Genomic DNA, 26,217 nt, shown 5'->3' with positions numbered 1-26,217 from the left:
TCAGGCTCCTTAGCCCAGACACAAAAAAACCAGCGTTCATGAGCGCTGGTTTTTTTTGCCAGTGTTTATCAACTCACAGCAGGCGCTGGCTCCACCAGTGCCTCTTCCCCTTCCTGCGGCACCTTGATGAAGATGGTGTACTTGGCTGCCTCCATGGCTTCGAAGCTGATGAGCTTTTCCACCAAAGGGGCATTCAGTACTTTGCCGGCATTGAGCAGCAGCATGCCGTTGTCGGCATTGAGGTTACGTGCCAGGACCATGCCTGCCACCAACTCGCGACTGGTGATAGCCTTGACCGTCGGATCACCCAGGGTGACATCGTTCAAAAGCTCCGCGCAGACCTTAATGAAGTCTTCGACCAGTGACGGATCATAAAGACGCCCGGCGTATTTGCGGATGAAAAGCAGCGCTTCGTCGACGTTCATCTTGCGTTCCAGAATCAGCCCGCTTTGTAACTCGATGAAGTCTACCGCCAGCTTGAGCACACGCGAGCCATAAGGAATGGCCTCACCCTTGAGCCGATCGGGGAAACCCGAGCCATCCCAGCGTTCCTGATGATGTCGGATCAGCTTGACGGCGTCCTTCATGGGCTCCAGCGTCATGAGTAACGCTTCGCTCTGTTTCGGGTAGTCGCGATAACGCTCTTTATCGGTATGGTGCAATTGATCGGCGGGTGCGCTCATCATGCCGTCTGACCAACTCAACTTGCCTATGTTGTGCAACGCTCCGGCCATCGCCAGATTGCGGCTGTCCGCTTCGTTCGGTACGTGGGCTTTGCAATACGCGCGAATGAGATCAATGATGGATCGGTTGGTTTGCTTGTCCCTGGGAAGCCTGGATTCGACCATGCGGGAAAAGACTTCCGCAGTCACGGCGTAGCTGCGCTTGAGCTCTTCGTATGCCAGGTCAAGCATATCGGACGTTTGTTCGATTTCCGCCGTACGTGCCTGTACCCGTTTTTCCAGGGTTGCGTTAAGCGTTTGCAGCTGTTCGTTTTGCTGATGTGTCAAAGCCAGCAAGCGCTTTCGCTCACGATCCGACTGTTGATGTGCCAGCGCCTGGGCCACCGTCAGCAACAGTTCTTCGTCATTCCAGGGCTTGCTCAAGTAACGGTAGATCTGCCCGTCGTTGATCGCCCTGACGATCATGTCCAGATCGGCATAGCCGGTCAGCAAAATTCGAAAGGTCTGAGGATATTGTTTGCGGATGGTCGTCAGCAGTGTGGCGCCGTCCATGTTGGGCATGCGGGCGTCACTGATCACCAGATCAATATCCTGCTCCTGCAGGATCTCCAACGCTCGCGCCCCGCTATCTGCCAAAAACAACTCATAAGATTGGCCACGCAACAGGCGACGCAGACTGCTCAGAATAAGTTCTTCGTCATCAACGAGTAGGACGCGAGGTTTATAAACCGCAATCGCGGAGGGTTCATCCATAAGGCACCTCGAATTGAATCCGTTAACTAAATCAGGAATAGCGAATCGTTTGCCCAAGACTAGATGCTACAGGGAGAAGCTGGGCGAAATGACAGCATTTTCACGCAAATAATTCGACTGGGGGCTAAGCTCTGACAGTTGGCTGTGAATCTTGAAACTCAAGCTGTCGAATTTATCAGGAAGTTAATTCGTATGGGTCGGTTGCTTCCAGGCTTCGCTCACAGGGCAGCGCTGCTGCTTCTCCCGATCGCGTTCACCGGCGCGCTGCAGGCAGAGCCGTTGAATGAACCGTTGAAACCATTGCCAGCTATTCCAGCCCTGGACCCTCAGCGCGTCGCGTTAGGGCAGCGGCTTTTCAACGAGCCCCGCCTCTCCGTCAACAACACGTTGTCCTGTGCCAGCTGTCATCATCTGGAGTTGGGCGGGGCAGACGATAAAAGATTCTCCATTGGCTTCGATGGCCAACCTGTCACGGTTAATACACCTACCGTTTTCAATGCCAGTCTGAATTTTGTGCAGTTCTGGAATGGCCGGGCCGACACGCTTGAGGAGCAAATCAAGGAAGTCGTTATCAGTCATAGTGAAATGGGCAACACCTGGGAAAACGTAGTCGCGGCTCTTGGACAGGACGAGAGCTATGTATCGACATTCAAGGCGGCCTACCCTGACGGTATGACCATCACCAACATGCAGAACGCTCTGGCCAGCTATGAAAAAACGTTGCTGACTCCCAACTCGCGCTTTGATCAATATCTGGCTGGCAACACCGACATCCTTACGCTCGATGAAAAATACGGTTATCAGCGCTTCAAGGCTTATGGCTGTATTGCCTGCCACCAAGGCGTGAATATCGGCGGCAACATGTATCAGAAGTTTGGTGTGATGGGTGATTACTTCAAGGCGCGGGGGAATCCGATAGAGAGCGATCTGGGCCGCTATCTGGTCACCAAGGCTGAGGAGGATCGCAACGTGTTCAAGGTGCCGAGCCTGCGTAACGTCGCCCTCACCGCTCCTTACTTCCATGACGGTTCTGCCAGCACGCTCGATGAGGCTGTCGACGTGATGTTCAAGTATCAGCTAGGTCGCATTCCCACTCTCGAAGACAAGCGCCTGATCGTCCTGTTTCTCAAGACGTTGAGCGGTGAACAAGGGAGCAAGGTGCAATGAGTCTGACTCGCAGCCTGCTCTACAGAGTTGTCCCCCTCGTGCTCTTTCTGGTGGTGTCATCCGTTGTCTCCCTTTATATCCGCTCCTCCACCACTAAAACGGAAGGGTATGCCGCCGCGCGAGACCTTATCCGTGAAATCAAGCAGTTGGACGCCCAGTGGAACACCGAGATTCTTAAAGCGCGTATCGCCATTACGCGCGATTACGACCCCCTCGTCAGGCCGTTGGGTGAAATGATCGAACGCTGGCAGGAATTTCAAAACGTAGCGCTGAAAGAAGTCTCAGATCCTGCGCAGCGGCAGGAACGGCGTGATGCGTTCGCTCGCGCACTCAAGGAAAAACAGCGGCTGGTCGAGCAGTTCAAATCGCACAACGCGGTATTGCGCAACTCCCTGGCGTTCCTGCCGACTGCCGAAGATGACATCCAGGCCGGGCTTAATGATCTTGATGACTCAGACAAACTGAAGCTGCAGAACATTTCGACCAACATTTATGACCTGTTGTTGAGCGGCCTTGAATTTGCCCAGGTGACTAACGACGATATTGCCCATTCCATTGAGCTGGGTATGAACAACTTGCTGGTCGACAAGACTCGCCTGCCTGCGTCGTTCGAGATGCCAATCTCCATTTTGCTCAATCACGTGAACCTCATTCTTCGCGAACAACCGCTGGTCAATGACCTGCTCGACAAAATCGCTGCTGTTCCTGTGGCGGCGGCCCTCGATGATATAACCCTGCATTTGAACAATGACCAGCGCGCAGCTGACCTGATTGATCAGAAGTACCACGTATACCTGATGATTTTTGCTGCACTGATGGTGGTGCTTTTGATTTTCACCGGCAGCCGTCTGCTGCGCAGTTATGGCGAAATCAATCGAATTAACGTCGCCTTGCAGACCGCCAACGAAGAGTTGGAAGAGCGCGTAGAAAGACGCACCCAGCAACTGCGTGAAGCCCAGAGCGAGCTGCTTGATTCCGCGCGGCAAGCCGGGATGGCAGAGATTGCCACCAACGTTCTGCACAACGTCGGCAATGTACTCAATAGCGTAAACATATCTGCCGACCTGCTGACTCGAAAACTCCACGGCAGCAAAACCCTGGGGCTGGGCAAGGTCGTTCAGATGATGAATGAACACAAGGATGACCTTGGCGCATTTATCAGCCATGACGCCAAAGGAAAACTACTGCCCGGTTATCTGAGTCAGCTGTCCGATGCTATCGCCGTCGAGCAGCAGAGTATGCAAGAGGAATTGGTACAGCTTACTTCGAGCGTCGACCACATCAAGGACATTGTCTCCACTCAGCAATCTTACGCCGGCGCCCCAAGGGTGGAAGAGCCGATTCACCTTGAGCAACTTCTGGAGGATGCCTTGCGCATGAATGCAGGCGCCCTCACCCGCCATCATGTGACTGTGGTGCGTGAATATGAACGTCTGCCGCAAGTGATGGGCGACAAGCACCGTATATTACTGATCCTGATCAACCTCATCAGTAACGCCAAGCAGGCGATGTCTGATCTGCCAGGTCATTCTCGACAACTGACTTTGCAGGTCCGTGTCGTCGAGGATGCAACGCTGCATATCAGCGTCAAGGATGATGGCGAAGGTATCCCGCCGGAGAACATGGCCCGCCTGTTTACCCATGGCTTCACTACTCGCAAGGACGGCCATGGCTTTGGGTTGCACAGCTGCGCCCTGGCTGCGGTAGAAATGAAAGGTCGGCTGACTGTACACAGTGATGGCCCAGGTACAGGAGCGGTTTTCACCCTTGAGCTGCCGCTGAAAACCGTAACGGAGGTGACATGCCTGCATTCTTGAATCGACGTATTTTGCTTGTCGACGACACCCCCATGATTCATCAGGATTTTCGCAAGATTCTGATGCCCGCAGACGATAGCGTCGCAGAACTGGATGAAATGGAGGCGATGCTCTTTGGCGAGGAAGTGAAGGTAAACCGGCAGCAACCCTTTGAGCTGGACTCGGCGTACACGGGGGCCGAGGGGTTGACGTTGGTCAAACAAGCCTTGGCCGGTCAACGACCTTACGCCTTGGCCTTCATTGACATGCGTATGCCACAGGGCTGGGATGGGCTGCAAACCATTGAGCAACTCTGGAAAGTCGATCCCAATCTGCAAGTGGTTATTTGCTCGGCCTACACTGATTATTCTTGGGAGGAGGTGCTGGAACGTCTCCAGGGACATGATCGTTTATTGATCCTGAAGAAGCCTTTTGACAATGTCGAGGTCCAGCAGCTTGCCAACACCCTGGTCCATAAGTGGGAAATGACCCAACGCGCCAATCTGCAAATGCACAACCTGGAAGAGCGGGTCGAGCAACGAACCCAAGAGTTCAGGCTAGCCAGTGAAGCCCTGCAACGAGAGATGGACGAGCGCAAGCAGCTCGAAAGCCAGCTCATTCAATCCGAGAAACTGGCCTCGCTTGGGCAGCTGGCTGCCGGCGTTGCTCACGAGATCAACAATCCCATTGGTTTCATTTCCTCTAACCTCGGGGCCCTAGAAGGCTATTTCGTGAAAATAAGCGAGATGCTTGACGCCTACGAGCGCATCGAAAGCAGCGTCAGTCCGGATGAGTCCCGCCAACAACTGCAAGCGTTGAAGCAACGGATCGAACTGGATTTCCTCAGGGAGGATATTCCGACCCTGATCAAGGAAACCAAAGACGGCATCAGCCGGGTGGGCAAGATCGTCAAGGACCTGAAGAATTTCTCCAGAGTTGACACCAGTCAGGAGTGGCAGTGGAGCGATATTCCTCAGGAAATCGAATCGACGTTGAACATCGTCGCCAATGAGATCAAGTACAAGGCCGATGTCATCAAAGACTACGCGACACTGCCGCAGATCGAATGCCTGCCCTCGCAAATCAATCAGGTGGTCATGAACCTGGTGGTAAACGCGGTGCAAGCCATGGGGCCGGAACGTGGCACTATCACTTTGCGTGGGGGAACTGAGGGTGAGCATATTTGGCTGGAGGTAGAGGACAATGGCTCCGGTATGAGCCCCGAGGTACAGCAAAAAATCTTCGACCCGTTTTTCACGACCAAACCGGTCGGCAAAGGAACCGGCCTCGGCTTGTCGCTGTCGTACGGCATTGTGCAGAAGCACGGGGGCAAGATCTCGGTCAGCAGTGAGCTGGGCGTCGGTACGACCTTCCGTGTAGAACTCCCCATCCGACAACAAGTAACCCCTGCCCAGGCTTGAATGGAGGGTAGAGGGGCCAACATTTTTCCCCATCCGGAACCAACATGCCCGACGAGCCCAAGCCGAGTCTTTTGCATACTGTCGAAGGTCAGCGTCTGCAAGGCGATGACGCCGAATGCTGGCGTGAGTGGGGGCCTTATCTGAGTGACCGGCAGTGGGGAACCGTGCGCGAGGACTACAGCGCCGATGGCGATGCCTGGAATTACTTTCCCCATGACCACGCGCGCAGCCGGGCGTATCGCTGGGGCGAGGACGGGTTGGCCGGGTTCTCGGACAAGGCGCAGCATTGGTGCTTGGGATTGGGCTTGTGGAATGGGCGTGATGCGATTCTCAAGGAGCGCTTGTTTGGCTTGAACAACGCGGAAGGCAATCATGGCGAGGACGTCAAGGAGTTGTATTTCCACCTTGATGGCGTACCAAGCCATGCCTACATGCGCATGCTCTACAAGTATCCCCACGCGGCTTTTCCTTATACCGATCTGGTCGAGGAGAATGCGCGTCGTGGTCTGGCCGACCCGGAGTACGAGATTCTCGACACCGGAGTGTTCAACGACAACCACTACTTCGATATCACCGTCGAATACGCCAAGCATGAAGCCGACGATATCTTCATGCGAGTGACCGTGGAAAACCGTTCTGAACTGGCCGCTTGCATAAATGTGTTGCCCCAGCTGTGGGCACGTAATACCTGGAGCTGGACCGAGGAGGCGCCCTGCCCCGTTCTTGAATTGGATGACCTTCGGGTACTCGCCCATCGCCGACAGCAACCCTCACGACAAGTGACGGCCTGGGGTCGGGAAACCTGTGACTGGTTGTTCTGTAATAACGACAGCAACTGGCCGCGGCTGACGGGCGAACCGGCACTGGGGCCATTCAAGGACGGCATCAATGACTATCTGGTTGCAGGCGATGCCCAGGCCATTCGCCGGGATCGCGGTACACGCGCTGCTGCGCATTTCAGTCTGAAGCTGGAGGGGCGTGCCAGTGAGGTGATCTACCTGCGCTTTGCTCCGCTGGACGCTCCAAAGGTTAATGCCAAGGGACTGTTCGGCAAGCGACGTAGCGAGGCAGACGAGTTTTACGCCGCCCTTCAGAGTGGCCTGCAAAGCGCTGACGCCCGCAATGTTCAGCGCCAGGCGTTGGCCGGGTTGCTGTGGTCCAAGCAGCTCTACTATTACGACGTGAATCTTTGGCTGCAAGGCGACCCTACCCAACCTGCTCCAGCCCCCGAGCGGGTTGAGGTGCGCAACAAGCATTGGCGGCATCTGGTGAATTTCGACATTCTGTCGATGCCGGACAAATGGGAATACCCATGGTATGCCTCATGGGATCAGGCCTTTCAGGCCGTGGCTTTTGCCCTGATCGATCCGGGCTTTGCCAAACAACAATTGCTCGCGCTGGTACAGGATCGCTTCATGCACCCCAATGGCCAGCTCCCGGCCTACGAGTGGCGTTTCGACGATGCAAACCCGCCTGTGCACGCTTGGGCGTCGTGGCGCGTGTACAAAATGGAACAGGCGCAGACAGGCACTGGTGATGCTGCTTTTCTCGAAAGAGTTTTCCACAAACTGCTGTTGAATTTTTCCTGGTGGGTCAATCGCAAGGACGCCGATGGTCGCAACCTGTTTCAGGGCGGTTTTCTTGGCCTCGATAATATCGGCGTGTTCGATCGCTCCGCCCCGCTCCCTGCGGGTTATCAACTGGACCAGGCCGACGGTACAGCCTGGGTGGCGGCCTACGCTCTGGACCTGATGCGCATTGCCCTGGAACTGGCCAAGCGCAATGCGGTGTATGTGGACATCTCGGTGAAGTTTTTCGAGCACTTCCTGTATATCGCCGGGGCAATCAACCTGGTGGACGACACCGGAGAAGGCTTGTGGGATGAACAGGATGGCTTCTTCTACGACATGCTGCGTTGCCCCGGTGGTGAGCGTCAGCCGGTGCGCCTGCGTTCGATTGTCGGCCTGATGCCGCTGTTTGCGGTCCAGGTGCTGGAGCAGCGCGAGCATGAAGGCCTGCCCGGTTTGCGCGAGCGCTTGCTGGGCTTTCTCCATCATCGCCCGGACCTGGCCGAACTGGTGTCGCGCTGGACCGAGCCGGGCAAGGGTAATCGCCTGTTGCTGGCTCTGCTCAGAGGGCAGCGAACCAAGGATCTGATCAAGCGCATGCTCGATGAGCAGGAGTTTCTGTCTGCCTACGGCATTCGCTCCATGTCCAAGTCTATCGCCGAGACACCGTTCAAGATGCGCATGAATGGCGATACCTTATGCGCCGACTATGAACCCGCCGAATCTGACTCACGTTTGTTCGGCGGCAACTCGAATTGGCGCGGGCCGCTATGGATGCCGATCAATTACATGTTGATCGAGTCCCTGCGTGAGTTTCACCGCTACTACGACGCAAACTTCTCTGTCGAGTACCCGACTGGCTCTGGCTATCTTGCATCGCTGGGCGAGGTGGCTCAGGGCCTTAGCGACCGTCTGGTGCGTCTGTTCCTGCGTGATGAAAGCGGCAATCGTCCGTCGATGTCTGGCTATCCGCAATTACAGGCAGATCCGGCAAGTCGCGACCTACTGCTGTTCCATGAGTATTTTCACGGTGAAAACGGCCGTGGCCTGGGCGCTTCGCATCAGACTGGATGGAGCGCATTGGTGGCTTTGCTGTTGCAGCCGGCCGGATAGCATTGCGGATAATAAAAAACCGACTTGATGAAGTCGGTTTTTTTGTCACTACGAAAACTTATGCACGTTTTTGGGTCTTTAATGAGCTTAAGAAATAAATAACAAAATTAGGTACTTAGAGTTATTTATCAGTCAGTTTTTCAAAAGCGTGCACAGGTTATCCACAAAAATCAGACAGCTGCTTTCTCATTGGTCGACACTGGTGCGACGGGTGAACCCATGGCGCGCTGGGTGTCTTCATTCCAGGCCTGAACGCGGTCATTCAGTGCGGCAATCGCGCGCGGGCCAGTGCCCTCGGCAAACATTGGTTCCCCGATCACTACTTCGATGGTCCCCGGCTTTTTCTGCCAGCCTTCTTTGGGCCAGTATTTACCGGCGTTATGGGCGATTGGCAGCACCGGTAACTCGGCGTTGACGGCCAATGCTGCGCCGCTGCGGGAGAACTTGCCAACCCGACCATAGGGAACGCGGGTGCCTTCCGGGAAGATCAATACCCAAACACCATCCTTGAGCAACTCGTCGCCCTTCTTCGCCACCACTTTCAACGCTGCCTTGGGATTGCCCCGGTCAATTGCGATAGGTCGCAACATGGCCATGGCCCAGCCGAAGAACGGCACATACAGCAGTTCACGCTTGAGCACCTGGCTCAAGGGATCAAAGTAGGCGGACAGAAAAAACGTTTCCCAGGTGCTCTGGTGATTGGAAACAATCACGCAGGGTGTCGTGGGGACATTTTCCGCGCCTTTTATATTTACCTGGATGTTCAGGAACACCCGCGTCAGCCACAGTGCGCAGCGGCACCAATAGACATTGATGAAGCGATAGCGTTTGTGGAATGGCAGAAACGGGGCGACAAAGAAACTCAGCGAGCACCACAGCAACGAGCTGGTGCCCAGCAGCAGGTAAAAGAAGAAGATTCTGATTGCCTGCACGATCGACATAGCGGCGTTTACCATACGGGCATTGCCCGCCATTGAAGCGTACCGGTACCGTCGACTAGCGGTTGTACGATACGCCATTGTGGATAAGTTCTGCGGCTACTGCCGCCAGATCGTCAAAAACCAGCGTGCCTTGCGGCAATTCACCCGCTTCGGTCTTGCGACCTTTGCCAGTCAATACCAAAACAGGTTGTGAATCGACGGCCTGAGCGGCCTGCAGGTCACCCTTGCTGTCGCCGACAAACCAGATACCCGCCAGATCCACCGCGTAATGCGTAGCGATGGTCTGCAACATGCCGGGTTTGGGCTTGCGGCATGCGCAGCCCTGGTCCGGACCATGCGGGCAGTAAACAATAAGGCCGACTTCGCCACCCTGCTCCGCCACCAGCTCGCGCAGGCGCGCGTGCATGGCATCGAGGGTCGCCAGGTCGTAATAACCTCGGGCAATGCCGGACTGGTTGGTAGCGACCGCCACCGTCCAGCCGGCCTTGCTCAATTGCGCGATGGCTTCGACCGAGCCAGGAATGGGAATCCACTCCTGCACCGACTTGATGTAAGCGTCGGAGTCTTCATTGATGACTCCGTCCCGGTCGAGTATCAGCAACTTCACGCGTCGTGCTCCGCTCAGCCCAGCAGGGAAATGTCAGCCACGCCCAGGAACAGGCCGCGCAGACGGGCCAGCAAGGCGTAACGGTTGGCCCGTACCGCCGGGTCTTCCGCGTTGACCATCACCGCTTCGAAGAACGCGTCCACCGGCTCGCGCAGGGCGGCCAGGCGTGCCAGGGATTCGTTGTACTGGCGGGCGGCGGCCATGGGCTGCACGGCCTGATCCGCTTGCTGGATCGCCGAGTACAGGGAGAACTCGTTGGCATTGTCGAAGTACTTCGGTTCGACGGTCTGGGCAACGTTGCCCTCGGCCTTGCTCAGCAGGTTTGAGACGCGCTTGTTCACGGCGGCCAATGCAGCAGCCTGCGGCAGTTTGCGGAAGCCCTGCACCGCCTGTACACGCTGGTCGAAATCGAGCGCAGAACCCGGCTTCAGAGCGCGGACCGACAGGTACACCGCCACTTCGACGCCTTCGTCTTCGTAACGCGCACGCAGGCGGTCGAAGATGAATTCCAGCACCTGGTCGGCCAGGCCGGCAGCCTTGACCTTGGCGCCGAACTGGGTGACCGCGAAGTTCACTGCCTGGATCAGGTCCAGGTCCAGCTGCTTGTCGATCAGGATACGCAGGATACCCAGTGCCGCGCGACGCAGGGCATACGGGTCCTTGCTGCCGGTGGGCAGCATGCCGATGCCGAAGATGCCGACGAGGGTGTCCAGCTTGTCGGCGATGGCGACGGCAGCACCGGTCAGGGTGGTCGGCAGTTCAGCGCCGGCACCGCGAGGCATGTACTGCTCGTTGAGGGCCAGGGCGACATCTTCGGCCTCACCGTCAGCCTTGGCGTAGTAGTAACCGGCGATGCCCTGCATTTCCGGGAATTCGCCGACCATTTCCGTGGCCAGGTCGCATTTGCACAGCAGACCGGCACGGGCTGCGCGCTGAGCGTCGCCGCCGATGCGTGGAGCGATGTAGGCTGCCAGTCTGGAGACCCGCTCGGCTTTGTCGTAGACACTGCCCAGCTGTGCCTGGAACACGACGTTCTTCAGGCGTTCGTTGAAGGTTTCCAGCTTCTGCTTCTTGTCCTGCTTGAAGAAGAATTCGGCATCGGTCAGGCGTGGGCGCACGACTTTCTCGTTACCCAGGACGATCTGGCTCGGGTCCTTGCTCTCGATGTTGGCCACGGTGATGAAGCGTGGCAGCAGCTTGCCTTCGGCATCCAGCAGGCAGAAATACTTCTGGTTGTCCTGCATGGTGGTGATCAGGGCTTCCTGCGGCACGTCGAGGAAGCGCTCCTCGAACGAGCACACCAGCGGCACTGGCCATTCGACCAGGCCGGTCACTTCATCCAGCAGCTCCGGCGGCACGATGGCGGTGCCTTCGTGTTGGGTCGCCAGTTCTTCGACGCGCTTGCTGATCAGTTGACGGCGTTCGTTGAAATCGGCCAGGACGTAAGCGTTGCGCAGGTCGTTGAGATAACTGGCCGGTGAAGAGATGCGTACATCTTGCGGATGGTGGAAACGGTGCCCGCGGGAGTCGCGGCCAGCGCTCTGGGCCAGGATCGTGCAATCGATCACCTGGTCACCGAGCAGCATCACCAGCCACTGGGTAGGACGCACGAACTCTTCTTTACGCGCTGCCCAACGCATGCGCTTGGCGATCGGCAGGTCGTTCAGCGAATCTTCGACGATGGTCGGCAGCAGGCTGGCGGTCGGCTTGCCGGCGATGCTCTGGGTGTAGCGCAGCTTGGGGCCGCTCTGATCGATTTCGCTCAGGTCGACGCCACACTTCTTGGCAAAGCCCAGGGCCGCCTGGGTCGGATTGCCTTCGGCATCGAAAGCCGCCTGACGTGGCGGGCCGTCCAGATTGATGCTGCGGTCCGGCTGTTGCGTGGCCAGATCAGTAATCAGTACTGCCAAGCGGCGCGGCGCGGCATAGACCTGCTTGGCGCTGTAGGTCAGGCCCGCACTCTGCAGGCCTTTCTCGATGCCAGCCAGAAACGCATCGGCCAGGCTGACGAGGGTTTTCGGTGGCAGTTCTTCGGTGCCCAGTTCAACCAGGAAATCTTGAGCACTCATTGCGCAGCCTCCAGCTTAGCCAACACTTCATCGCGTAAATCAGGGGGAGCCATCGGGAAGCCCAGCTTGGCCCGGGCCTGCAGGTAGGCCTGAGCCACCGAGCGGGCGAGCGTACGCACGCGCAGGATGTACTGCTGACGTGCAGTCACCGAGATCGCGCGGCGGGCATCCAGCAGGTTGAAGGTGTGGGAAGCCTTGAGGACCATCTCGTAGCCCGGCAATGGCAGCTCGAGCTCGATCAGGCGGGCTGCTTCGCTTTCGTAGAAGTCGAAAAATTCGAACAGCTTCTCGACGTTGGCGTGTTCGAAGTTGTAAGTCGATTGCTCCACTTCGTTCTGGTGGAACACGTCGCCGTAGGTCACTTTGCCGAACGGACCATCAGCCCAGACCAGGTCGTAGACCGAATCCACGCCCTGCTGATACATCGCCAGGCGCTCGAGGCCGTAGGTGATTTCGCCGGTAACCGGATAGCACTCCAGGCCGCCCACTTGCTGGAAGTAGGTGAACTGCGACACTTCCATGCCGTTGAGCCAGATTTCCCAGCCCAGGCCCCAGGCACCCAGGGTCGGCGATTCCCAGTTGTCTTCGACGAAGCGCACGTCGTGGACCAGCGGGTCCAGGCCAATGCGTTTGAGCGAGCCCAGGTACAGTTCCTGGAAGTTCTCCGGGTTCGGCTTCAGGATGACCTGGAACTGATAGTAGTGCTGCAAACGGTTCGGGTTTTCGCCGTAGCGGCCGTCAGTCGGGCGGCGGCTTGGCTGTACGTAAGCGGCGTTCCAGGTTTCCGGGCCGACGGCGCGCAGAAACGTGGCAGTGTGGAAAGTGCCGGCGCCTACTTCCATATCGTAGGGCTGAAGTACCACGCAACCTTGTTCGGCCCAGTATTGCTGGAGGGCGAGGATCAAGTCTTGGAAGGTACGCACGGCTGGCGTAGGCTGGCTCACGAAATTCACCTGTTTCTTGGGCTGCGATTTAAAGAGCGGGAGTATACCCGATTCGGCCGCGCCTCTACCCTTGGGAGCCCTATGGCACGCTGCTTTTGGTGCAACGAAGATCCAATTTACATGGACTATCACGATCAGGAGTGGGGCGTACCGCTGCGCGACGCGCAGATGTTGTTCGAGTTCCTCATGCTCGAAGGGTTCCAGGCGGGCCTGTCGTGGATCACGATTTTGAAAAAACGCGCGCGTTATCGTGAGGTCATGTTCAATTTTGATGCCCAGCGTCTGGCGCGTTTGACTGACGAAGAGATCGAAACCCTGATGCTCGATCCGGGCATCATTCGCAACCGCCTCAAGCTCAACGCCACCCGGCGCAACGCTCAGGCCTGGTTGAAGCTGGAAGATCCGGTGACTTTCCTCTGGTCCTTCGTCGGCGGGCAGCCAAAGATCAATCATTTTACTGGCCGTGGCGAGGTGCCTGCGGTGACGCCGCAAGCCGAAGCCATGAGCAAGGCGCTGAAGAAAGCCGGTTTCACCTTTGTCGGCCCGACTATCTGTTATGCCTTTATGCAGGCCACCGGTATGGTCATGGACCACACCGTCGACTGTGATCGATACGCCGAGCTGACTCGCTGACGGTTACAATGGCCGTCTTGAATTCTGGGGAGTGAGCTGTGGATAAGTTCAAAGGCGCCTTGATCGTCGGGGCGTTGCGATTGTTTGCGCTGCTGCCGTGGCGTGCCGTGCAGGCCGTAGGTACGGGCATCGGCTGGTTGATGTGGAAGCTGCCCAACCGTTCTCGGGAAGTGGTGCGGATCAACCTGAGCAAATGTTTTCCGGAACTGGACGCCGCCGAACGCGAGCGTCTGGTCGGGCGCAGCCTGATGGATATTGGCAAGACCTTGACCGAAAGCGCCTGCGCCTGGATCTGGCCTGCACAGAAATCCATCGATCTGGTGCGTGAGGTCGAAGGTCTCGATGTGCTCAAGGAAGCCCTGGCGTCCGGCAAGGGTGTGGTCGGCATCACCAGTCACCTGGGCAACTGGGAAGTGCTCAACCACTTCTATTGCAGCCAGTGCAAACCGATCATTTTCTATCGCCCGCCCAAGCTCAAGGCTGTGGACGATTTGCTGCGCAAGCAGCGCGTGCAGTTGGGCAACCGCGTGGCGGCGTCGACCAAGGAGGGCATTCTCAGCGTCATCAAGGAAGTGCGCAAAGGCGGTTCGGTGGGCATTCCTGCCGACCCCGAACCGGCTGAGTCGGCCGGTATTTTCGTGCCCTTCTGCGCCACCCAGGCCCTGACCAGCAAGTTCGTGCCCAACATGCTCGCCGGTGGCAAGGCGGTCGGGGTGTTCCTGCATGCCATGCGCCTGCCGGATGGCTCCGGTTACAAGGTCGTGCTGGAAGCGGCGCCCGAGGCCATGTACAGCGAAGACACCGCAACTTCAGCGGCGGCCATGAGCCAGGTAGTTGAGAAGTATGTACGCGCGTATCCGAGCCAGTACATGTGGACCATGAAGCGCTTCAAGAAACGCCCGGCCGGGGAAGAGCGCTGGTATTGATCGAGACGGACACTCGTTACATTGCGGGAGCGGATTCATCCGCGAAGAGGCCGGTATGATCGATGCATTTTCGTCGCTCAATATGCCGCTTTCGCGAATGAATTCGCTCCCACAACCGTTCCCACCACGCTTATCCCGACTCTGTCTTGCCTCAGAAAAAACTCAATCCCACCTGAAACAGTCGCTCCACATCGCGGATGTACTTTTTATCCACAAGGAACAGGATCACATGGTCGCCGGATTCGATCACGGTGATGTCGTGGGCGATCAGTACCTCATCATCGCGAATGATCGCGCCGATGGTAGTGCCGTGGGGCAGGGTAATATCCCGGATGGCCCGGCCGATTACCTTGCTTGAGCGGGCGTCGCCATGGGCCACGGCTTCTATGGCTTCTGCCGCGCCCCGACGCAGGGAGTGGACGCTGACGATGTCGCCGCGGCGCACGTGGGTCAGCAGGGTGCCGATGGTTGCCAGTTGCGGGCTGACGGCAATATCGATTTCGCCGCCCTGGACCAGGTCCACATAAGCAGGGTTGTTGATGATGGTCATGACCTTGCGCGCGCCCATGCGCTTGGCCAGCAGCGACGACATGATATTGGCCTCGTCGTCGTTGGTCAGGGCCAGGAACAGATCGGTATTGGCGATATTCTCTTCCAGCAACAGATCCCGGTCTGAGGCGCTGCCTTGCAGGATCACGGTGCTGTGCAGGTTGTCCGAGAGATAGCGACAACGTGCCGGGTTCATCTCGATGATCTTCACCTGATAGCGGCTTTCGATGGCCTCGGCCAGACGCTCGCCGATATGCCCGCCGCCGGCGATAACGATGCGCTTGTAGCCTGCATCCTGGCCGCGCATTTCCCCCATGACGGCACGGATATCGGCCTTGGCGGCAATGAAAAACACCTCGTCGTCGGCTTCGATTACCGTATCGCCCTTGGGCAGGATCGGCCGGTCACGGCGGAAAATCGCGGCGACCCGGGTGTCGACATTGGGCATGTGCGCGCGTAGCTGGCGCAGCTGCTGGCCTACCAGCGGCCCGCCGTAATACGCCTTGACCGCCACCAGTTGGGCCTTGCCTTCGCCGAAATCGATCACTTGCAGCGCGCCGGGGTATTCGATCAGGCGCTTGATGTAGTTGGTGACCACCTGCTCCGGACTGATCAGCACGTCCACCGGAATCGCATCGTTGTCGAACAAACCGGAGCGGGTCAGGTAGGCAGCTTCACGCACGCGGGCGATCTTGGTCGGGGTGTGGAACAGGGTGTAGGCGACCTGGCAGGCGACCATATTGGTCTCGTCGCTGTTGGTCACCGCCACCAGCATATCGGCATCATCGGCCCCGGCCTGGCGCAGCACGGTGGGAAACGAACCGCGGCCCTGCACCGTACGGATATCGAGACGATCACCCAGGTCGCGCAGGCGGTCGGCATCGGTGTCGACCACGGTGATGTCGTTGGCTTCGCTGGCCAGGTGCTCGGCCAGCGTACCGCCGACCTGTCCTGCGCCGAGGATGATGATTTTCATCCGTTCATTCCATGAGAAACTATTTTAAGGAGATTACGCCGCGTTTTCTGACCTGTAGGAGCTGCCGAAGGCTGCGAATGGCTGATACACCGCTTTCGCAGCCTTCGGCAGCTCCTACAAGACCGCATTCAAAATTGAAAGTTGATGTGGCCTGCACAGTCTCAACCCGCCGCAATCTTGATCAGCTTGGCATAGTAGAAACCATCATGCCCGCCCTCTTGCGCCAGCAACTGGCGACCGTGCGGCTGCTTCAGGCCGGGCGGCTGCTGGCCGAGCTGACCGGCGATATCCAGTTCCCGGGCGCCGGAAGTGCGCGCCAGGAACGCCTCGATGACTTCGGTGTTTTCCATCGGCAGGGTCGAGCAGGTGGCATACAGCAGGATGCCGCCCACTTGCAGGGTCGGCCACAGGGCGTCGAGCAGTTCGCCCTGCAGCGTGGCCAGGGCCGGAATGTCATCGGCCTGACGGGTCAGCTTGATATCCGGGTGGCGACGGATGACCCCGGTCGCCGAGCATGGCGCGTCGAGCAGGATGCGCTGGAACGGCTTGCCGTCCCACCATTGCGCGGTCTCGCGGCCATCGGCGGCAATCAGTTCGGCGCTCAGGCCGAGGCGTTCCAGGTTCTCGCGCACCCGCACCAGGCGCTTGGCTTCCAGGTCGACCGCCACGACGCCAGCCAGTTGCGGCTGTACTTCGAGGATATGGCAAGTCTTGCCACCAGGCGCGCAGCAGGCGTCCAGCACCCGTTGGCCGGGGGCCAGCTCCAGCAGATCAGCGGCCAGTTGCGCGGCTTCGTCCTGCACGCTGATCCAGCCTTCGGCAAAACCGGGCAAGGCACGTACATCTGTCGCTTCGGCGAGCACGATACCGTCCTGGCTGAAGGTGCAAGCGCTGGCTTGGAGGCCGCTGTCCTGCAACAGTTGCAGGTACTGGTCGCGGGATTTATGCCGGCGATTGACCCGCAGAATCATTGGCGGATGGGCATTGTTGGCGGCGCAGATGGCCTCCCAATGCTCGGGCCAGGCGGCTTTCAGGGCCTTTTGCAGCCAGCGCGGATGGGCGGTGCGTACCACAGGGTCGTGTTCGAGTTCGGCCAGCAGCGCTTCGCTTTCGCGCTGGGCGCGGCGCAACACGGCATTGAGCAGGGACTTGGCCCAGGGCTTTTTCAGCTTGTCGGCGCAACCGACGGTTTCGCCGATGGCAGCGTGGGCCGGAATGCGGCTGTAAAGCAACTGATACAGGCCGACCAACAGCAGTGCTTCGACGTCGGCATCGGCGGCTTTAAAGGGTTTTTGCAGCAACTTGGCCGCCAGTGCCGACAGCCGAGGCTGCCAGCGCGCGGTGCCGAAGGCCAGGTCCTGGGTCAGGCCACGGTCACGCAGCTCGACCTTGTCCAGTTGCGTGGGCAGGGAGCTATTGAGCGAAGCCTTGCCGCTAAGGACGGCGGCCAGTGCCTTGGCGGCGGCGAGGCGCGGGTTCATGCCTCACCCAACACAGTGCCGGTGGCGAACTTTTCACGGCGGCTATTGAACAGGTCGGTGAAGTTCAGCGGTTTGCCCCCCGGCAGTTGCAGGCGGGTCAAGCGCAGTGCCTGTTGGCCGCAGGCGACGATCAGGCCGTCTTTGCTGGCGCCCAGGATGGTACCCGGCGCACCCTCCCCCTCGATCAGGCTTGCTGCCAGCACTTTCAGGGCTTCGCCATTGAGGGTGCTATGGCAGATTGGCCACGGATTGAAGGCACGTACCAGACGCTCAAGCTCATCGGCGGGACGGCTCCAGTCGATGCGTGCTTCATCCTTATTGAGCTTGTGGGCGTAGGTGGCGAGGCTGTCGTCCTGCACTTCGCCGACCAGCGAGCCGTCGGCCAGCCCGGCAATGGCTTGCAACACAGCCGGAGGGCCCAGCTCGGCGAGGCGGTCATGCAGGCTGCCACCGGTGTCTTCAGCGGTGATCGGCGTGCTGACCTTGAGCAGCATCGGCCCGGTATCGAGCCCGGCTTCCATGCGCATCACCGTTACGCCACTTTGCGCATCGCCGGCCTGCACCGCCCGCTGGATCGGCGCCGCACCGCGCCAGCGCGGCAGCAGCGAGGCATGGCTGTTGATGCAGCCCAGACGCGGAATATCCAGCACCACCTGCGGCAGGATCAGGCCATAGGCAACCACCACCATCAGGTCCGGCTTGAGCGCCGCCAACTCGGCCTGGGCGGCTGCGTCGCGCAGGGTCGGCGGTTGCAATACTGCAAGACCCTTCTCTACCGCCAGCTGTTTGACCGGGCTTGGCATGAGTTTTTGCCCGCGACCGGCCGGGCGATCCGGCTGGGTATAGACCGCGACGATTTCGTAAGGGCTGTCGAGCAAGGCCTTGAGGTGTTCGGCGGCAAATTCGGGGGTGCCGGCGAAGACGATGCGCAGTGGCTCAGTCATGGGCTTCTCGTAGGAAAGGAAATTGGGGCAGTGGGAGCGAGGCTTGCCCGCGAAGGCGATTTTTCAGGCATCAAAAGATGCGTTGAATGTCCGGGTCTCTTCGCGGGCAAGCCTCGCTCCCTCAGGGGCATGCCGGGAATCAGGCGTTCTGCTTGTGCAGTTTTTCCAGCTTCTTCTTGATCCGGTCACGCTTGAGGTTGGACAGATAGTCCACGAACAGCTTGCCGTTCAAGTGATCGCACTCGTGCTGGATGCACACGGCGAGCAATCCCTCGGCAACCAGCTCGTAAGGTTGGCCATCGCGGTCCAGTGCCTTGATCCTGATCCGTTGAGGGCGGTCGACATTCTCATAGAATCCCGGCACCGAGAGGCAGCCTTCCTGATACTGCTGCATCTCGTCGGTGAGAAATTCGAACTCGGGGTTGATGAACACCCGGGGTTCGCTGCGATCTTCGCTCAGGTCCATGACCACGACGCGCTTGTGCACGTTGACCTGGGTCGCGGCCAGACCGATGCCAGGGGCCTCATACATGGTTTCAAACATGTCATCGACCAACTGGCGAATGCCGTCGTCGACCACCGCCACAGGTTTGGCGATGGTGCGAAGGCGCGAATCGGGAAATTCGAGGATGTTTAAAATAGCCATATATGTAAGAGCTGCACTGTAGGGTAAAGTCAAAATCGGCTGCTAGGCTTGGACGTCTGAAGCGGGCAACCCCTGTAGATTCCAGATACCGAGCCTGACGGGACTCAATGTTCACGCGAAGCAACATGATAAAGGGATTCACCGCATGAGGAAAACACTACTCGCCCTGCTGTTGCTGACCGCCAGCGGTCTTGTGCAGGCGCAAGTGCAACTCAAGGAAGGCCATCCACAGACTTACACGGTCGTTTCGGGTGACACACTTTGGGACATTTCCGGCAAGTTTCTGAGCGAGCCCTGGAAATGGAAGGAAATCTGGCACGCCAACCCGCAAATCCACGACCCTGACCTGATCTACCCCGGCGACTCGCTGGTGCTCTCTTACGTCAATGGCCAGCCGCAAGTGACGCTCAACCGTGGCGAATCCCACGGCACGGTCAAGCTGTCGCCGCGCATCCGCAGCACACCGATGGTCGATGCAATTCCGAGCATCCCGTTGGGCGCAATCAATGCCTTCTTGCTGAGCAACCGCATCGTCGATACCCCTGAGCAGTTCGACAAGGCACCCTATATCGTCGCCGGTAACGCCGAGCGCGTACTCAGTGGCCAGGGGGACCGCATCTACGTGCGTGGCAAACTGGATCCGGCGCATTCGGTATACGGCCTGTTCCGCCAGGGCAAGACCTACACCGATCCGAAGACCCAGGAAGTACTCGGCATCAACGCCGATGACATCGGCGGCGGTGAAGTGGTTGCCACTGAAGGTGATGTCTCCACCCTGCAACTGCAGCGCTCCACCCAGGAAGTGCGATTGGGCGACCGCTTGTTCGCCAGTGAAGAGCGGGCGATCAACTCGACCTTCATGCCCAGCTCACCGCAGACCAACATTGAGGGGCTGATCATCGATGTGCCCCGTGGCGTGACGCAGATCGGCGAGTACGACGTGGTTACCCTCGACAAGGGCAAACGTGACGGCCTGGCAGAGGGCAACGTACTGGCGATCTTCAAGACCGGCGAGACTGTCCGGGATCGCATCACCGGTGAACAAGTGAAGATTCCTGACGAGCGCTCCGGCCTGCTGATGGTGTTCCGCACTTACGACAAACTCAGTTACGGTCTGGTGTTGCGCGCCAGTCGTTCGCTGGCGGTCTTGGACAAGGTGCGCAATCCCTGACCTGTCGGTTCAGGATTGATACGTTTTCCTTCATTAATCCGTCACTTATCAAATTGTTGTCAACAGAGTTATCCACAGGCTTTCTGAAAACCTGAGGAGCGCCACAGATCAAGGATGATCTTATGCCACTGTTCGAAAAAACCGTCCCTTCGCCTGCCGAACTGGAAGCGCGGCTGCGCTTGCATCGCTTGCCGGAGGTCGGTCCGAAGCGCTTTCGCAAGCTCATCGATGCCTTCGGTTCAGCCTCTTCAGCCCTCAGTGCACCGGCCAGCGCGTGGCGCGCTCTGGGGTTGCCGAATGCCTGTGCCGAAGCTCGGCGCGACCCCGCCATTCGCGACGGCGCCAGTGCCGCGATGGCTTGGTTAGAGCGTCCGGGCCAGTATTTACTGATGTGGGACGATCAGAACTATCCCGCATTACTTGCGGAAATTTCCGACCCACCTCCGCTGTTATTTGTGGCAGGCGACCCCACTATCCTCGACAGACCGCAGTTGGGAATGGTCGGTAGCCGTCGTGCTTCCCGACCCGGCACCGACACAGCTACTGCCTTCGCCCGCAGCCTGGCGGGGGCCGGATTTGTCATTACCAGTGGCCTGGCCCTTGGTATCGATGGAGCTGCGCATCAGGGTGCGCTCGACGTTGGCGGGGCCACAATCGGTGTGCTTGGCACGGGCCTCGAAAAACTTTATCCACAGCGCCACCGGCAGTTGGCGCAGCGCATGCGCGAAGCAGGTAGCGCGGTGGTTTCCGAGTTCCCTTTGGACGCAGGTCCTCAGCCGCAAAACTTCCCGCGCCGTAACAGAATCATCAGCGGACTTTCCCTGGGTGTACTGGTGGTTGAGGCCAGCGTTGCCAGCGGTTCGCTGATCACCGCGCGCCTGGCCGCCGAACAAGGTCGCGAGGTGTATGCCATTCCCGGTTCGATTCACCATCCGGGTGCTCGTGGTTGTCATCAGTTGATCCGCGATGGCGCGGTGCTGGTGGAAACCGTCGAACATATCCTTGAGGCCCTGCGCGGCTGGCAGCTGCCCTGCGCCCCGACGCCAGAGCCGGCGGTCCTTGATCATCCTCTGTTGATCCTTTTGCATGCGGCACCCCACACCAGCGAGGCGCTGGCGAACTCCTCAGGCTGGCCGTTACCCAAAGTTCTGGCGGCACTGACCGAGCTTGAGCTGGAGGGCCGTATTATCTGTGAGGCCGGACGGTGGTTCGCCCGGGCTGGCTGAGGTTAAACTTCGCCCAGCCCTGAATCGGAGACAAAGCAATGGTCAGCAGTTGGCGTGTGCAACAAGCCGCGCGGGATATTCGAGCCGGAGCGGTGATTGCCTATCCAACCGAGGCGGTGTGGGGGCTGGGGTGTGATCCTTGGGATGAAGAGGCGGTGTACCGTCTGCTGGCGATCAAGTCACGGCCCGTGGAAAAAGGCCTGATCCTGATTGCCGACAATATTCACCAGTTCGATTTTCTGTTCGAAGATTTCCCGGAGTTGTGGCTCGACCGCATGGCCAGCACCTGGCCCGGCCCCAATACCTGGCTGGTGCCCCATCAGAACCTGTTGCCGGAATGGATCACCGGTATACACGACACCGTGGCCCTGCGTGTCAGTGATCACCCGACGGTGCGTGACCTGTGCGCCCTGGTCGGCCCGCTGATCTCGACCTCGGCCAACCCGGCAGGTCGCCCGGCTGCCCGCAGTCGCTTGCGGGTGGAACAGTATTTCCGTGGGCAGATCGATGGCGTGCTGGGCGGCGCCCTGGGTGGTCGCCGTAACCCCAGCGTGATTCGTGACCTGGCGACCGGGCAGGTCATCCGCCCGGCCTGATTTCAAGCCGTCACGGAATGAGGATGGTCGACCCCGTGGTGCGCCGGGCGGACAGCTCGGTTTGCGCCGTGGCGGCGTCCTTGAGGTCGTATTGCTGGACCTCGCCTACCTCGATCTTGCCGGTAGCGAGCATCTTGAACAGCTCGTCGGCCATGCCTTGCAGGCTTTCGGCGTTGTTGGCGTAGGTACCCAGGGTCGGCCGGGTGACATAGAGCGAACCCTTCTGCGCCAGAATCCCCAGATTGACCCCGCTGACTGCGCCGGAGGCGTTGCCGAAACTGACCATCAGGCCGCGCGGCTCCAAACAGTCCAGAGATGTTTCCCAAGTGTCTTTGCCGACGCCATCGTAGACCACCGGGCATTTCTTGCCGTTGGTCAGCTCCAGCACACGCTGGACCACGTTTTCATGGCTGTAGTCGATGGTTGCCCAGGCGCCCAGAGATTTGGCGTGGGCGGCCTTCTCGGCCGAGCTGACCGTACCGATCAGCTTGGCGCCGATCGCCCTGGCCCATTGGCAGGCCAGGGAGCCGACGCCACCGGCAGCGGCATGGAACAGCACGATTTCGTCGGCCTTCAGCTCGTAGGTCTGACGGAACAGGTACTGCACGGTCAGGCCCTTGAGCATGACGGCGGCGGCCAGTTCGAAGCTGATGGCATCCGGCAGCAGCACCAGATTGGCTTCCGGCAACGTGTGCACTTCGCTATAGCCGCCCAGCGGGCCACTGCCGTAGGCCACGCGGTCGCCGACCTTGAAGCGGGTCACTTCGCTGCCGACTGCCTCGACCACGCCTGCACCTTCGGTGCCCAGCCCGGACGGCATCGACGGCGCCGGGTACAGGCCGCTGCGGAAGTAAGTGTCGATGAAGTTGACGCCGATAGCCTTGTTACGCACTCGTACCTGTTGCGGGCCGGGCTCGGCAGGCTCGAAGTCGACATATTGCAGGACTTCAGGACCGCCAATCGTGCTGAACTGGATACGCTTTGCCATGTGCTCTCTCCATAGGTGGCATCAAATCACAGATGCGAAGACCGCCTATCCCACTCCTTCACTTGATCTTCGTCAACTGCGACGGCTCATGGCCCGGTGTTATGCTACGCGGCAAATTTGCCCGATGCCTCGTGGATCGGGCCACCCAGCCTTTTCAGCCGTTTGAAGGGATTGATATGTCCGCCCGCACCGAGGCCGTAAAAACTTACCTGCTCGATCTGCAAGATCGCATCTGCGCCGCCCTGGAACAGGAAGACGGCAAGGCGAGCTTCGTCGAGGATGCCTGGACCCGTCCGGCAGGCGGCGGTGGTCGTACGCGTGTGATCGGTGACGGCGATGTCATCGAAAAAGGCGGTGTCAACTTCTCCCACGTTTTCGGCAGCGGCCTGCCGCCGTCGGCCAGTGCTCATCGACCAGAGCTCGCCGGACGCGGTTTTGAAGCCTTGGGCGTGTCCCTGGTGATTCACCCGCATAACCCCCATGTGCCCACTTCCCACGCCAATGTGCGCTTTTTCATCGCTGAAAAAGAAGGCGAAGAGCCTGTCTGGTGGTTCGGTGGCGGTTTCGATCTGACCCCTTACTACGCCGTCGAAGAAGACTGCGTGCACTGGCACCGTGTCGCCGAGGCGGCCTGTGCGCCGTTCGGTGCCGACGTCTATCCGCGTTACAAAGCCTGGTGCGACACTTATTTTCACATCAAGCACCGTAACGAGCCGCGCGGTATTGGCGGCCTGTTCTTCGATGACTTGAACGAGTGGGACTTCGACACCAGCTTCGCTTTCATTCGGGCCATCGGCGACGCTTACATCGAGGCTTACCTGCCGATCATTCAGCGGCGCAAGGCAGATGCCTATACGGCGCAACAGCGCGAATTCCAGGAATTCCGCCGTGGCCGCTACGTCGAGTTCAACCTGGTCTACGACCGTGGCACTCTGTTCGGCCTGCAATCGGGCGGGCGCACCGAGTCGATCCTGATGTCGCTGCCACCGCAGGTGCGCTGGGGCTACGACTGGAAACCCGAGCCGGGCAGCGCAGAAGCGCGCCTGACCGAGTATTTCCTGCAGGATCGCGACTGGCTCGGGCAGGCTTAAAAACACATTCAGGAATACACAATGGATCACTACGTCGTCTTCGGTAATCCCATCGGTCACAGCAAATCGCCGCTGATCCATGGACTGTTTGCCGCACAAACCGGCCAACAGCTTGATTACCGCACGGCGCTGGCACCGCTGGATGGCTTTACCGCCTTTGCCCGGGACTTTTTCGCTCAGGGCCTTGGCGCCAACGTGACGGTGCCGTTCAAGGAGCAGGCTTATCGCCTGGCCGATAGCCTGACCGAGCGCGGACGCCGGGCGGGCGCGGTGAATACCTTGAGCAAACTGGCTGATGGTACGTTGCTGGGTGACAACACCGATGGCGCCGGCCTGGTACGTGACTTGACCGTCAATGCCGGGATCAACCTCACCGGGCAGCGCATCCTGCTGCTGGGCGCGGGCGGTGCCGTACGGGGTGCCCTGGAGCCGTTGCTGGCAGAACGCCCGGCGGTATTGGTGATCGCCAACCGCACCGTGGAAAAAGCCGAGCAACTGGCGCAGGAGTTCGCTGAACTGGGGCCGGTATTCGCCAGTGGTTACGATTGGCTGGAAGAGTCGGTGGACGTGATCATCAATGCCACCTCTGCCAGTCTGGCCGGTGAACTGCCGCCGATTTCACCCAGCCTGATCCAGCCCGGCAAAACCTTCTGCTACGACATGATGTATGGCAAGGAGCCGACCGCCTTTTGCCGTTGGGCCACGGAACATGGCGCGGCACAGGCGATGGATGGCTTGGGCATGCTGGTCGAACAGGCCGCCGAGGCGTTCCTGCTATGGCGTGGCGTGCGCCCGGATTCGGCGCCGGTACTGGCCGAGTTGCGGCGGCAGTTGGCGGCGTAGTGCGCCGTCCTGTCAAACGGTCGATAAAGAGCTTTTTTGTGGGGCCGGCTTCAGCCGGGAAGATGATATGGCAGACGATAGAAAGGTATCGATCCTGCCTGAGCCTTCCCGGCTGAAGCCGGTCTCACATTAGCCGTGCGATTGCCTGGAGTTATTACAACTTGGCCTTCACCGCCGGCAATGCGTCTTTGCCGTCCAGGGTCTTCACGCCATCAAGCCACTTGTCCAGCTGCGCCGGGTTGGCCTTGATCCAGGTTTTCACTGCGTCGGCGTTGCTGACCTTGTTGTTGCTCACGTCGGCCATGATGGAGTTCTCCATGTCCTGGGTGAAGGTCAGGTTGGTCAGCAGCTTGCCCACGTTCGGGCAGGCAGCGGCATAGCCTTTACGGGTCAGAGTGGACACGGTACCGGTATCACCGAAGTACTTCTCGCCGCCCTTGAGGTAATGCATACCTTTGATCTGCACGTTCATCGGGTGCGGGGTCCAGCCAAGGAAGACCACGAACTTCTGTTTCTTCACGGCCCGACCGACTTCGGCCAGCATCGCCTGTTCGCTGGACTCGATCAGCTTCCATTTACCCATATCGAATTCGTTTTTCTTGATGATATCGGCAATGTGCTGGTTGGCCGGTGCGCCGGCACCGATGCCGAAGACCTTGCTGTCGAATTTGTCGGCAAACTTGTTCAGGTCGGCGAAGTCATGCACACCCGCGTCCCAGACATAGTCCGGTACTGCGAGGGTGAATTCGGTGCCGTCGAGGTTCTTGGCGTACTGGGTTACATCGCCGGTAGCGATGAACTTGTCGTAGAAACCCTGCTGCGCAGGCATCCAGTTACCCAGGAAGACATCCATCTGCCCGTCCTTGAGGCCACCGTAGGCAATCGGCACCGCCAGGGTGTCGACCTTGGCCTTGTAGCCCATGCCGTCGAGCAGGAACGAGGTGATCGCGTTGGTTGCCGCGATATCGCTCCAGCCCGGGTCGGCCATTTTCACGGTGCTGCAAGATTCCCCATCGGCTTGCGCCGCAAAACTGGTCAGCGCAATCACGCTGGCCGCAAGTGCTGTGGATAGCTTCTTCATGGTT

Annotated in this window: 22 protein-coding genes; 11 read left to right on the top strand and 11 right to left on the bottom strand. The window is 59.1% G+C overall.

Features of this window, described 5'->3' with window-relative positions; translation table 11 throughout:
- Window positions 1–68: 68 nt before the first annotated feature.
- Window positions 69–1,436 (bottom strand): HD domain-containing phosphohydrolase, encoded by a 1,368-nt coding sequence (locus tag ACCD02_RS01655; RefSeq protein ID WP_413298322.1) that lies wholly within the window; start codon window positions 1,434–1,436, stop codon window positions 69–71.
- A gap of 192 nt (window positions 1,437–1,628) precedes the next feature.
- Here ACCD02_RS01655 and ACCD02_RS01650 point away from each other — a divergent pair, with 192 nt between their 5' ends.
- The 4 genes from ACCD02_RS01650 to ACCD02_RS01635 are packed head-to-tail and all read left to right on the top strand — an operon-like array spanning window position 1,629 to window position 8,501.
- A complete protein-coding gene (locus ACCD02_RS01650) occupies window positions 1,629–2,603 on the top strand; it encodes a cytochrome-c peroxidase (RefSeq protein ID WP_413298199.1) in 975 nt (324 codons plus the stop codon).
- On the top strand, window positions 2,600–4,420 hold the full coding sequence (locus tag ACCD02_RS01645) for a DAHL domain-containing protein (protein WP_413298198.1): 1,821 nt from the start codon (window positions 2,600–2,602) through the stop codon (window positions 4,418–4,420). The genes ACCD02_RS01650 and ACCD02_RS01645 overlap by 4 nt, the downstream gene beginning before the upstream one ends.
- A complete protein-coding gene (locus tag ACCD02_RS01640; RefSeq protein ID WP_413298196.1) occupies window positions 4,405–5,820 on the top strand; it encodes an ATP-binding protein in 1,416 nt (471 codons plus the stop codon). The genes ACCD02_RS01645 and ACCD02_RS01640 overlap by 16 nt, the downstream gene beginning before the upstream one ends.
- 44 nt (window positions 5,821–5,864) lie before the next feature.
- Entirely contained in the window at window positions 5,865–8,501 is a 2,637-nt protein-coding gene (locus ACCD02_RS01635; RefSeq protein WP_413298195.1) for an MGH1-like glycoside hydrolase domain-containing protein, read from the top strand.
- Window positions 8,502–8,671: 170 nt separating this feature from the next.
- Here the strand turns inward: ACCD02_RS01635 and ACCD02_RS01630 are convergent, their stop codons facing one another.
- From ACCD02_RS01630 to glyQ, 4 genes are read right to left on the bottom strand one after another with little or no spacing between them, the layout of a single operon-like run.
- Window positions 8,672–9,442, bottom strand: coding sequence for a lysophospholipid acyltransferase family protein (locus ACCD02_RS01630; protein ID WP_413298194.1), 771 nt, complete (start codon window positions 9,440–9,442; stop codon window positions 8,672–8,674).
- A gap of 55 nt (window positions 9,443–9,497) precedes the next feature.
- Complete coding sequence (gene gmhB, locus ACCD02_RS01625; protein WP_413298193.1) at window positions 9,498–10,049, bottom strand: D-glycero-beta-D-manno-heptose 1,7-bisphosphate 7-phosphatase; 552 nt, start codon at window positions 10,047–10,049, stop codon at window positions 9,498–9,500.
- A 14-nt stretch (window positions 10,050–10,063) separates the two neighbouring features.
- Window positions 10,064–12,118: a glycine--tRNA ligase subunit beta gene (gene glyS, locus ACCD02_RS01620; protein WP_413298192.1), complete on the bottom strand. Its 2,055-nt coding sequence runs from the start codon at window positions 12,116–12,118 to the stop codon at window positions 10,064–10,066.
- Window positions 12,115–13,062, bottom strand: a complete 948-nt coding sequence (glyQ, locus tag ACCD02_RS01615) for a glycine--tRNA ligase subunit alpha (protein ID WP_259101041.1) — start codon at window positions 13,060–13,062, stop codon at window positions 12,115–12,117. The genes glyS and glyQ overlap by 4 nt, the downstream gene beginning before the upstream one ends.
- A gap of 81 nt (window positions 13,063–13,143) precedes the next feature.
- Between glyQ and ACCD02_RS01610 the strand changes: the two genes are divergently transcribed.
- Together ACCD02_RS01610 and ACCD02_RS01605 are read left to right on the top strand one after the other, a co-directional pair.
- Window positions 13,144–13,695, top strand: coding sequence for a DNA-3-methyladenine glycosylase I (locus ACCD02_RS01610; RefSeq protein WP_413298191.1), 552 nt, complete (start codon window positions 13,144–13,146; stop codon window positions 13,693–13,695).
- A 38-nt stretch (window positions 13,696–13,733) separates the two neighbouring features.
- A complete protein-coding gene (locus ACCD02_RS01605) occupies window positions 13,734–14,621 on the top strand; it encodes a lysophospholipid acyltransferase (RefSeq protein WP_413298190.1) in 888 nt (295 codons plus the stop codon).
- Between the two features lie 151 nt (window positions 14,622–14,772).
- Here ACCD02_RS01605 and trkA read toward each other — a convergent pair whose 3' ends face one another.
- The 4 genes from trkA to def all read right to left on the bottom strand — a co-directional run bounded on the left by trkA (window position 14,773) and on the right by def (window position 19,217).
- Window positions 14,773–16,146, bottom strand: a complete 1,374-nt coding sequence (gene trkA, locus ACCD02_RS01600; RefSeq protein WP_413298189.1) for a Trk system potassium transporter TrkA — start codon at window positions 16,144–16,146, stop codon at window positions 14,773–14,775.
- Window positions 16,147–16,307: 161 nt separating this feature from the next.
- On the bottom strand, window positions 16,308–17,627 hold the full coding sequence (gene rsmB, locus ACCD02_RS01595; RefSeq protein WP_413298188.1) for a 16S rRNA (cytosine(967)-C(5))-methyltransferase RsmB: 1,320 nt from the start codon (window positions 17,625–17,627) through the stop codon (window positions 16,308–16,310).
- On the bottom strand, window positions 17,624–18,571 hold the full coding sequence (fmt, locus tag ACCD02_RS01590; protein WP_413298187.1) for a methionyl-tRNA formyltransferase: 948 nt from the start codon (window positions 18,569–18,571) through the stop codon (window positions 17,624–17,626). The genes rsmB and fmt overlap by 4 nt, the downstream gene beginning before the upstream one ends.
- Window positions 18,572–18,710: 139 nt before the next feature.
- On the bottom strand, window positions 18,711–19,217 hold the full coding sequence (def, locus tag ACCD02_RS01585; RefSeq protein WP_413298186.1) for a peptide deformylase: 507 nt from the start codon (window positions 19,215–19,217) through the stop codon (window positions 18,711–18,713).
- A gap of 145 nt (window positions 19,218–19,362) precedes the next feature.
- Here def and ACCD02_RS01580 point away from each other — a divergent pair, with 145 nt between their 5' ends.
- The 3 genes from ACCD02_RS01580 to ACCD02_RS01570 all read left to right on the top strand — a co-directional run bounded on the left by ACCD02_RS01580 (window position 19,363) and on the right by ACCD02_RS01570 (window position 22,210).
- Window positions 19,363–20,388 carry a LysM peptidoglycan-binding domain-containing protein gene (locus ACCD02_RS01580; protein WP_413298185.1) on the top strand — a complete coding sequence of 342 codons (1,026 nt, stop codon included), beginning with the start codon at window positions 19,363–19,365 and terminating at the stop codon, window positions 20,386–20,388.
- A 122-nt stretch (window positions 20,389–20,510) separates the two neighbouring features.
- Window positions 20,511–21,614 (top strand): DNA-processing protein DprA, encoded by a 1,104-nt coding sequence (gene dprA / locus ACCD02_RS01575; RefSeq protein WP_413298184.1) that lies wholly within the window; start codon window positions 20,511–20,513, stop codon window positions 21,612–21,614.
- Window positions 21,615–21,652: 38 nt separating this feature from the next.
- Complete coding sequence (locus ACCD02_RS01570) at window positions 21,653–22,210, top strand: L-threonylcarbamoyladenylate synthase (protein WP_259101056.1); 558 nt, start codon at window positions 21,653–21,655, stop codon at window positions 22,208–22,210.
- A 10-nt stretch (window positions 22,211–22,220) separates the two neighbouring features.
- On the opposite strand, the gene ACCD02_RS01565 is transcribed toward ACCD02_RS01570, so the two are convergent.
- Window positions 22,221–23,198, bottom strand: a complete 978-nt coding sequence (locus tag ACCD02_RS01565; protein WP_413298183.1) for an NADPH:quinone reductase — start codon at window positions 23,196–23,198, stop codon at window positions 22,221–22,223.
- A gap of 176 nt (window positions 23,199–23,374) precedes the next feature.
- On the opposite strand from ACCD02_RS01565, the gene hemF reads away from it, so the two are divergent.
- On the top strand, window positions 23,375–24,289 hold the full coding sequence (gene hemF, locus ACCD02_RS01560) for an oxygen-dependent coproporphyrinogen oxidase (RefSeq protein ID WP_413298182.1): 915 nt from the start codon (window positions 23,375–23,377) through the stop codon (window positions 24,287–24,289).
- 21 nt (window positions 24,290–24,310) lie between these two features.
- Window positions 24,311–25,132 carry a shikimate dehydrogenase gene (gene aroE, locus ACCD02_RS01555; protein ID WP_413298181.1) on the top strand — a complete coding sequence of 274 codons (822 nt, stop codon included), beginning with the start codon at window positions 24,311–24,313 and terminating at the stop codon, window positions 25,130–25,132.
- 154 nt (window positions 25,133–25,286) lie between these two features.
- Here aroE and choX read toward each other — a convergent pair whose 3' ends face one another.
- Entirely contained in the window at window positions 25,287–26,213 is a 927-nt protein-coding gene (choX, locus tag ACCD02_RS01550; RefSeq protein ID WP_259101063.1) for a choline ABC transporter substrate-binding protein, read from the bottom strand.
- Window positions 26,214–26,217: the final 4 nt, after the last annotated feature.

Origin of the sequence: Pseudomonas sp. Pseusp88 (assembly GCF_047303955.1) — a bacterium.
Classification (GTDB): domain Bacteria; phylum Pseudomonadota; class Gammaproteobacteria; order Pseudomonadales; family Pseudomonadaceae; genus Aquipseudomonas.
This window is presented reverse-complemented; position numbering and strand designations above follow the sequence as displayed.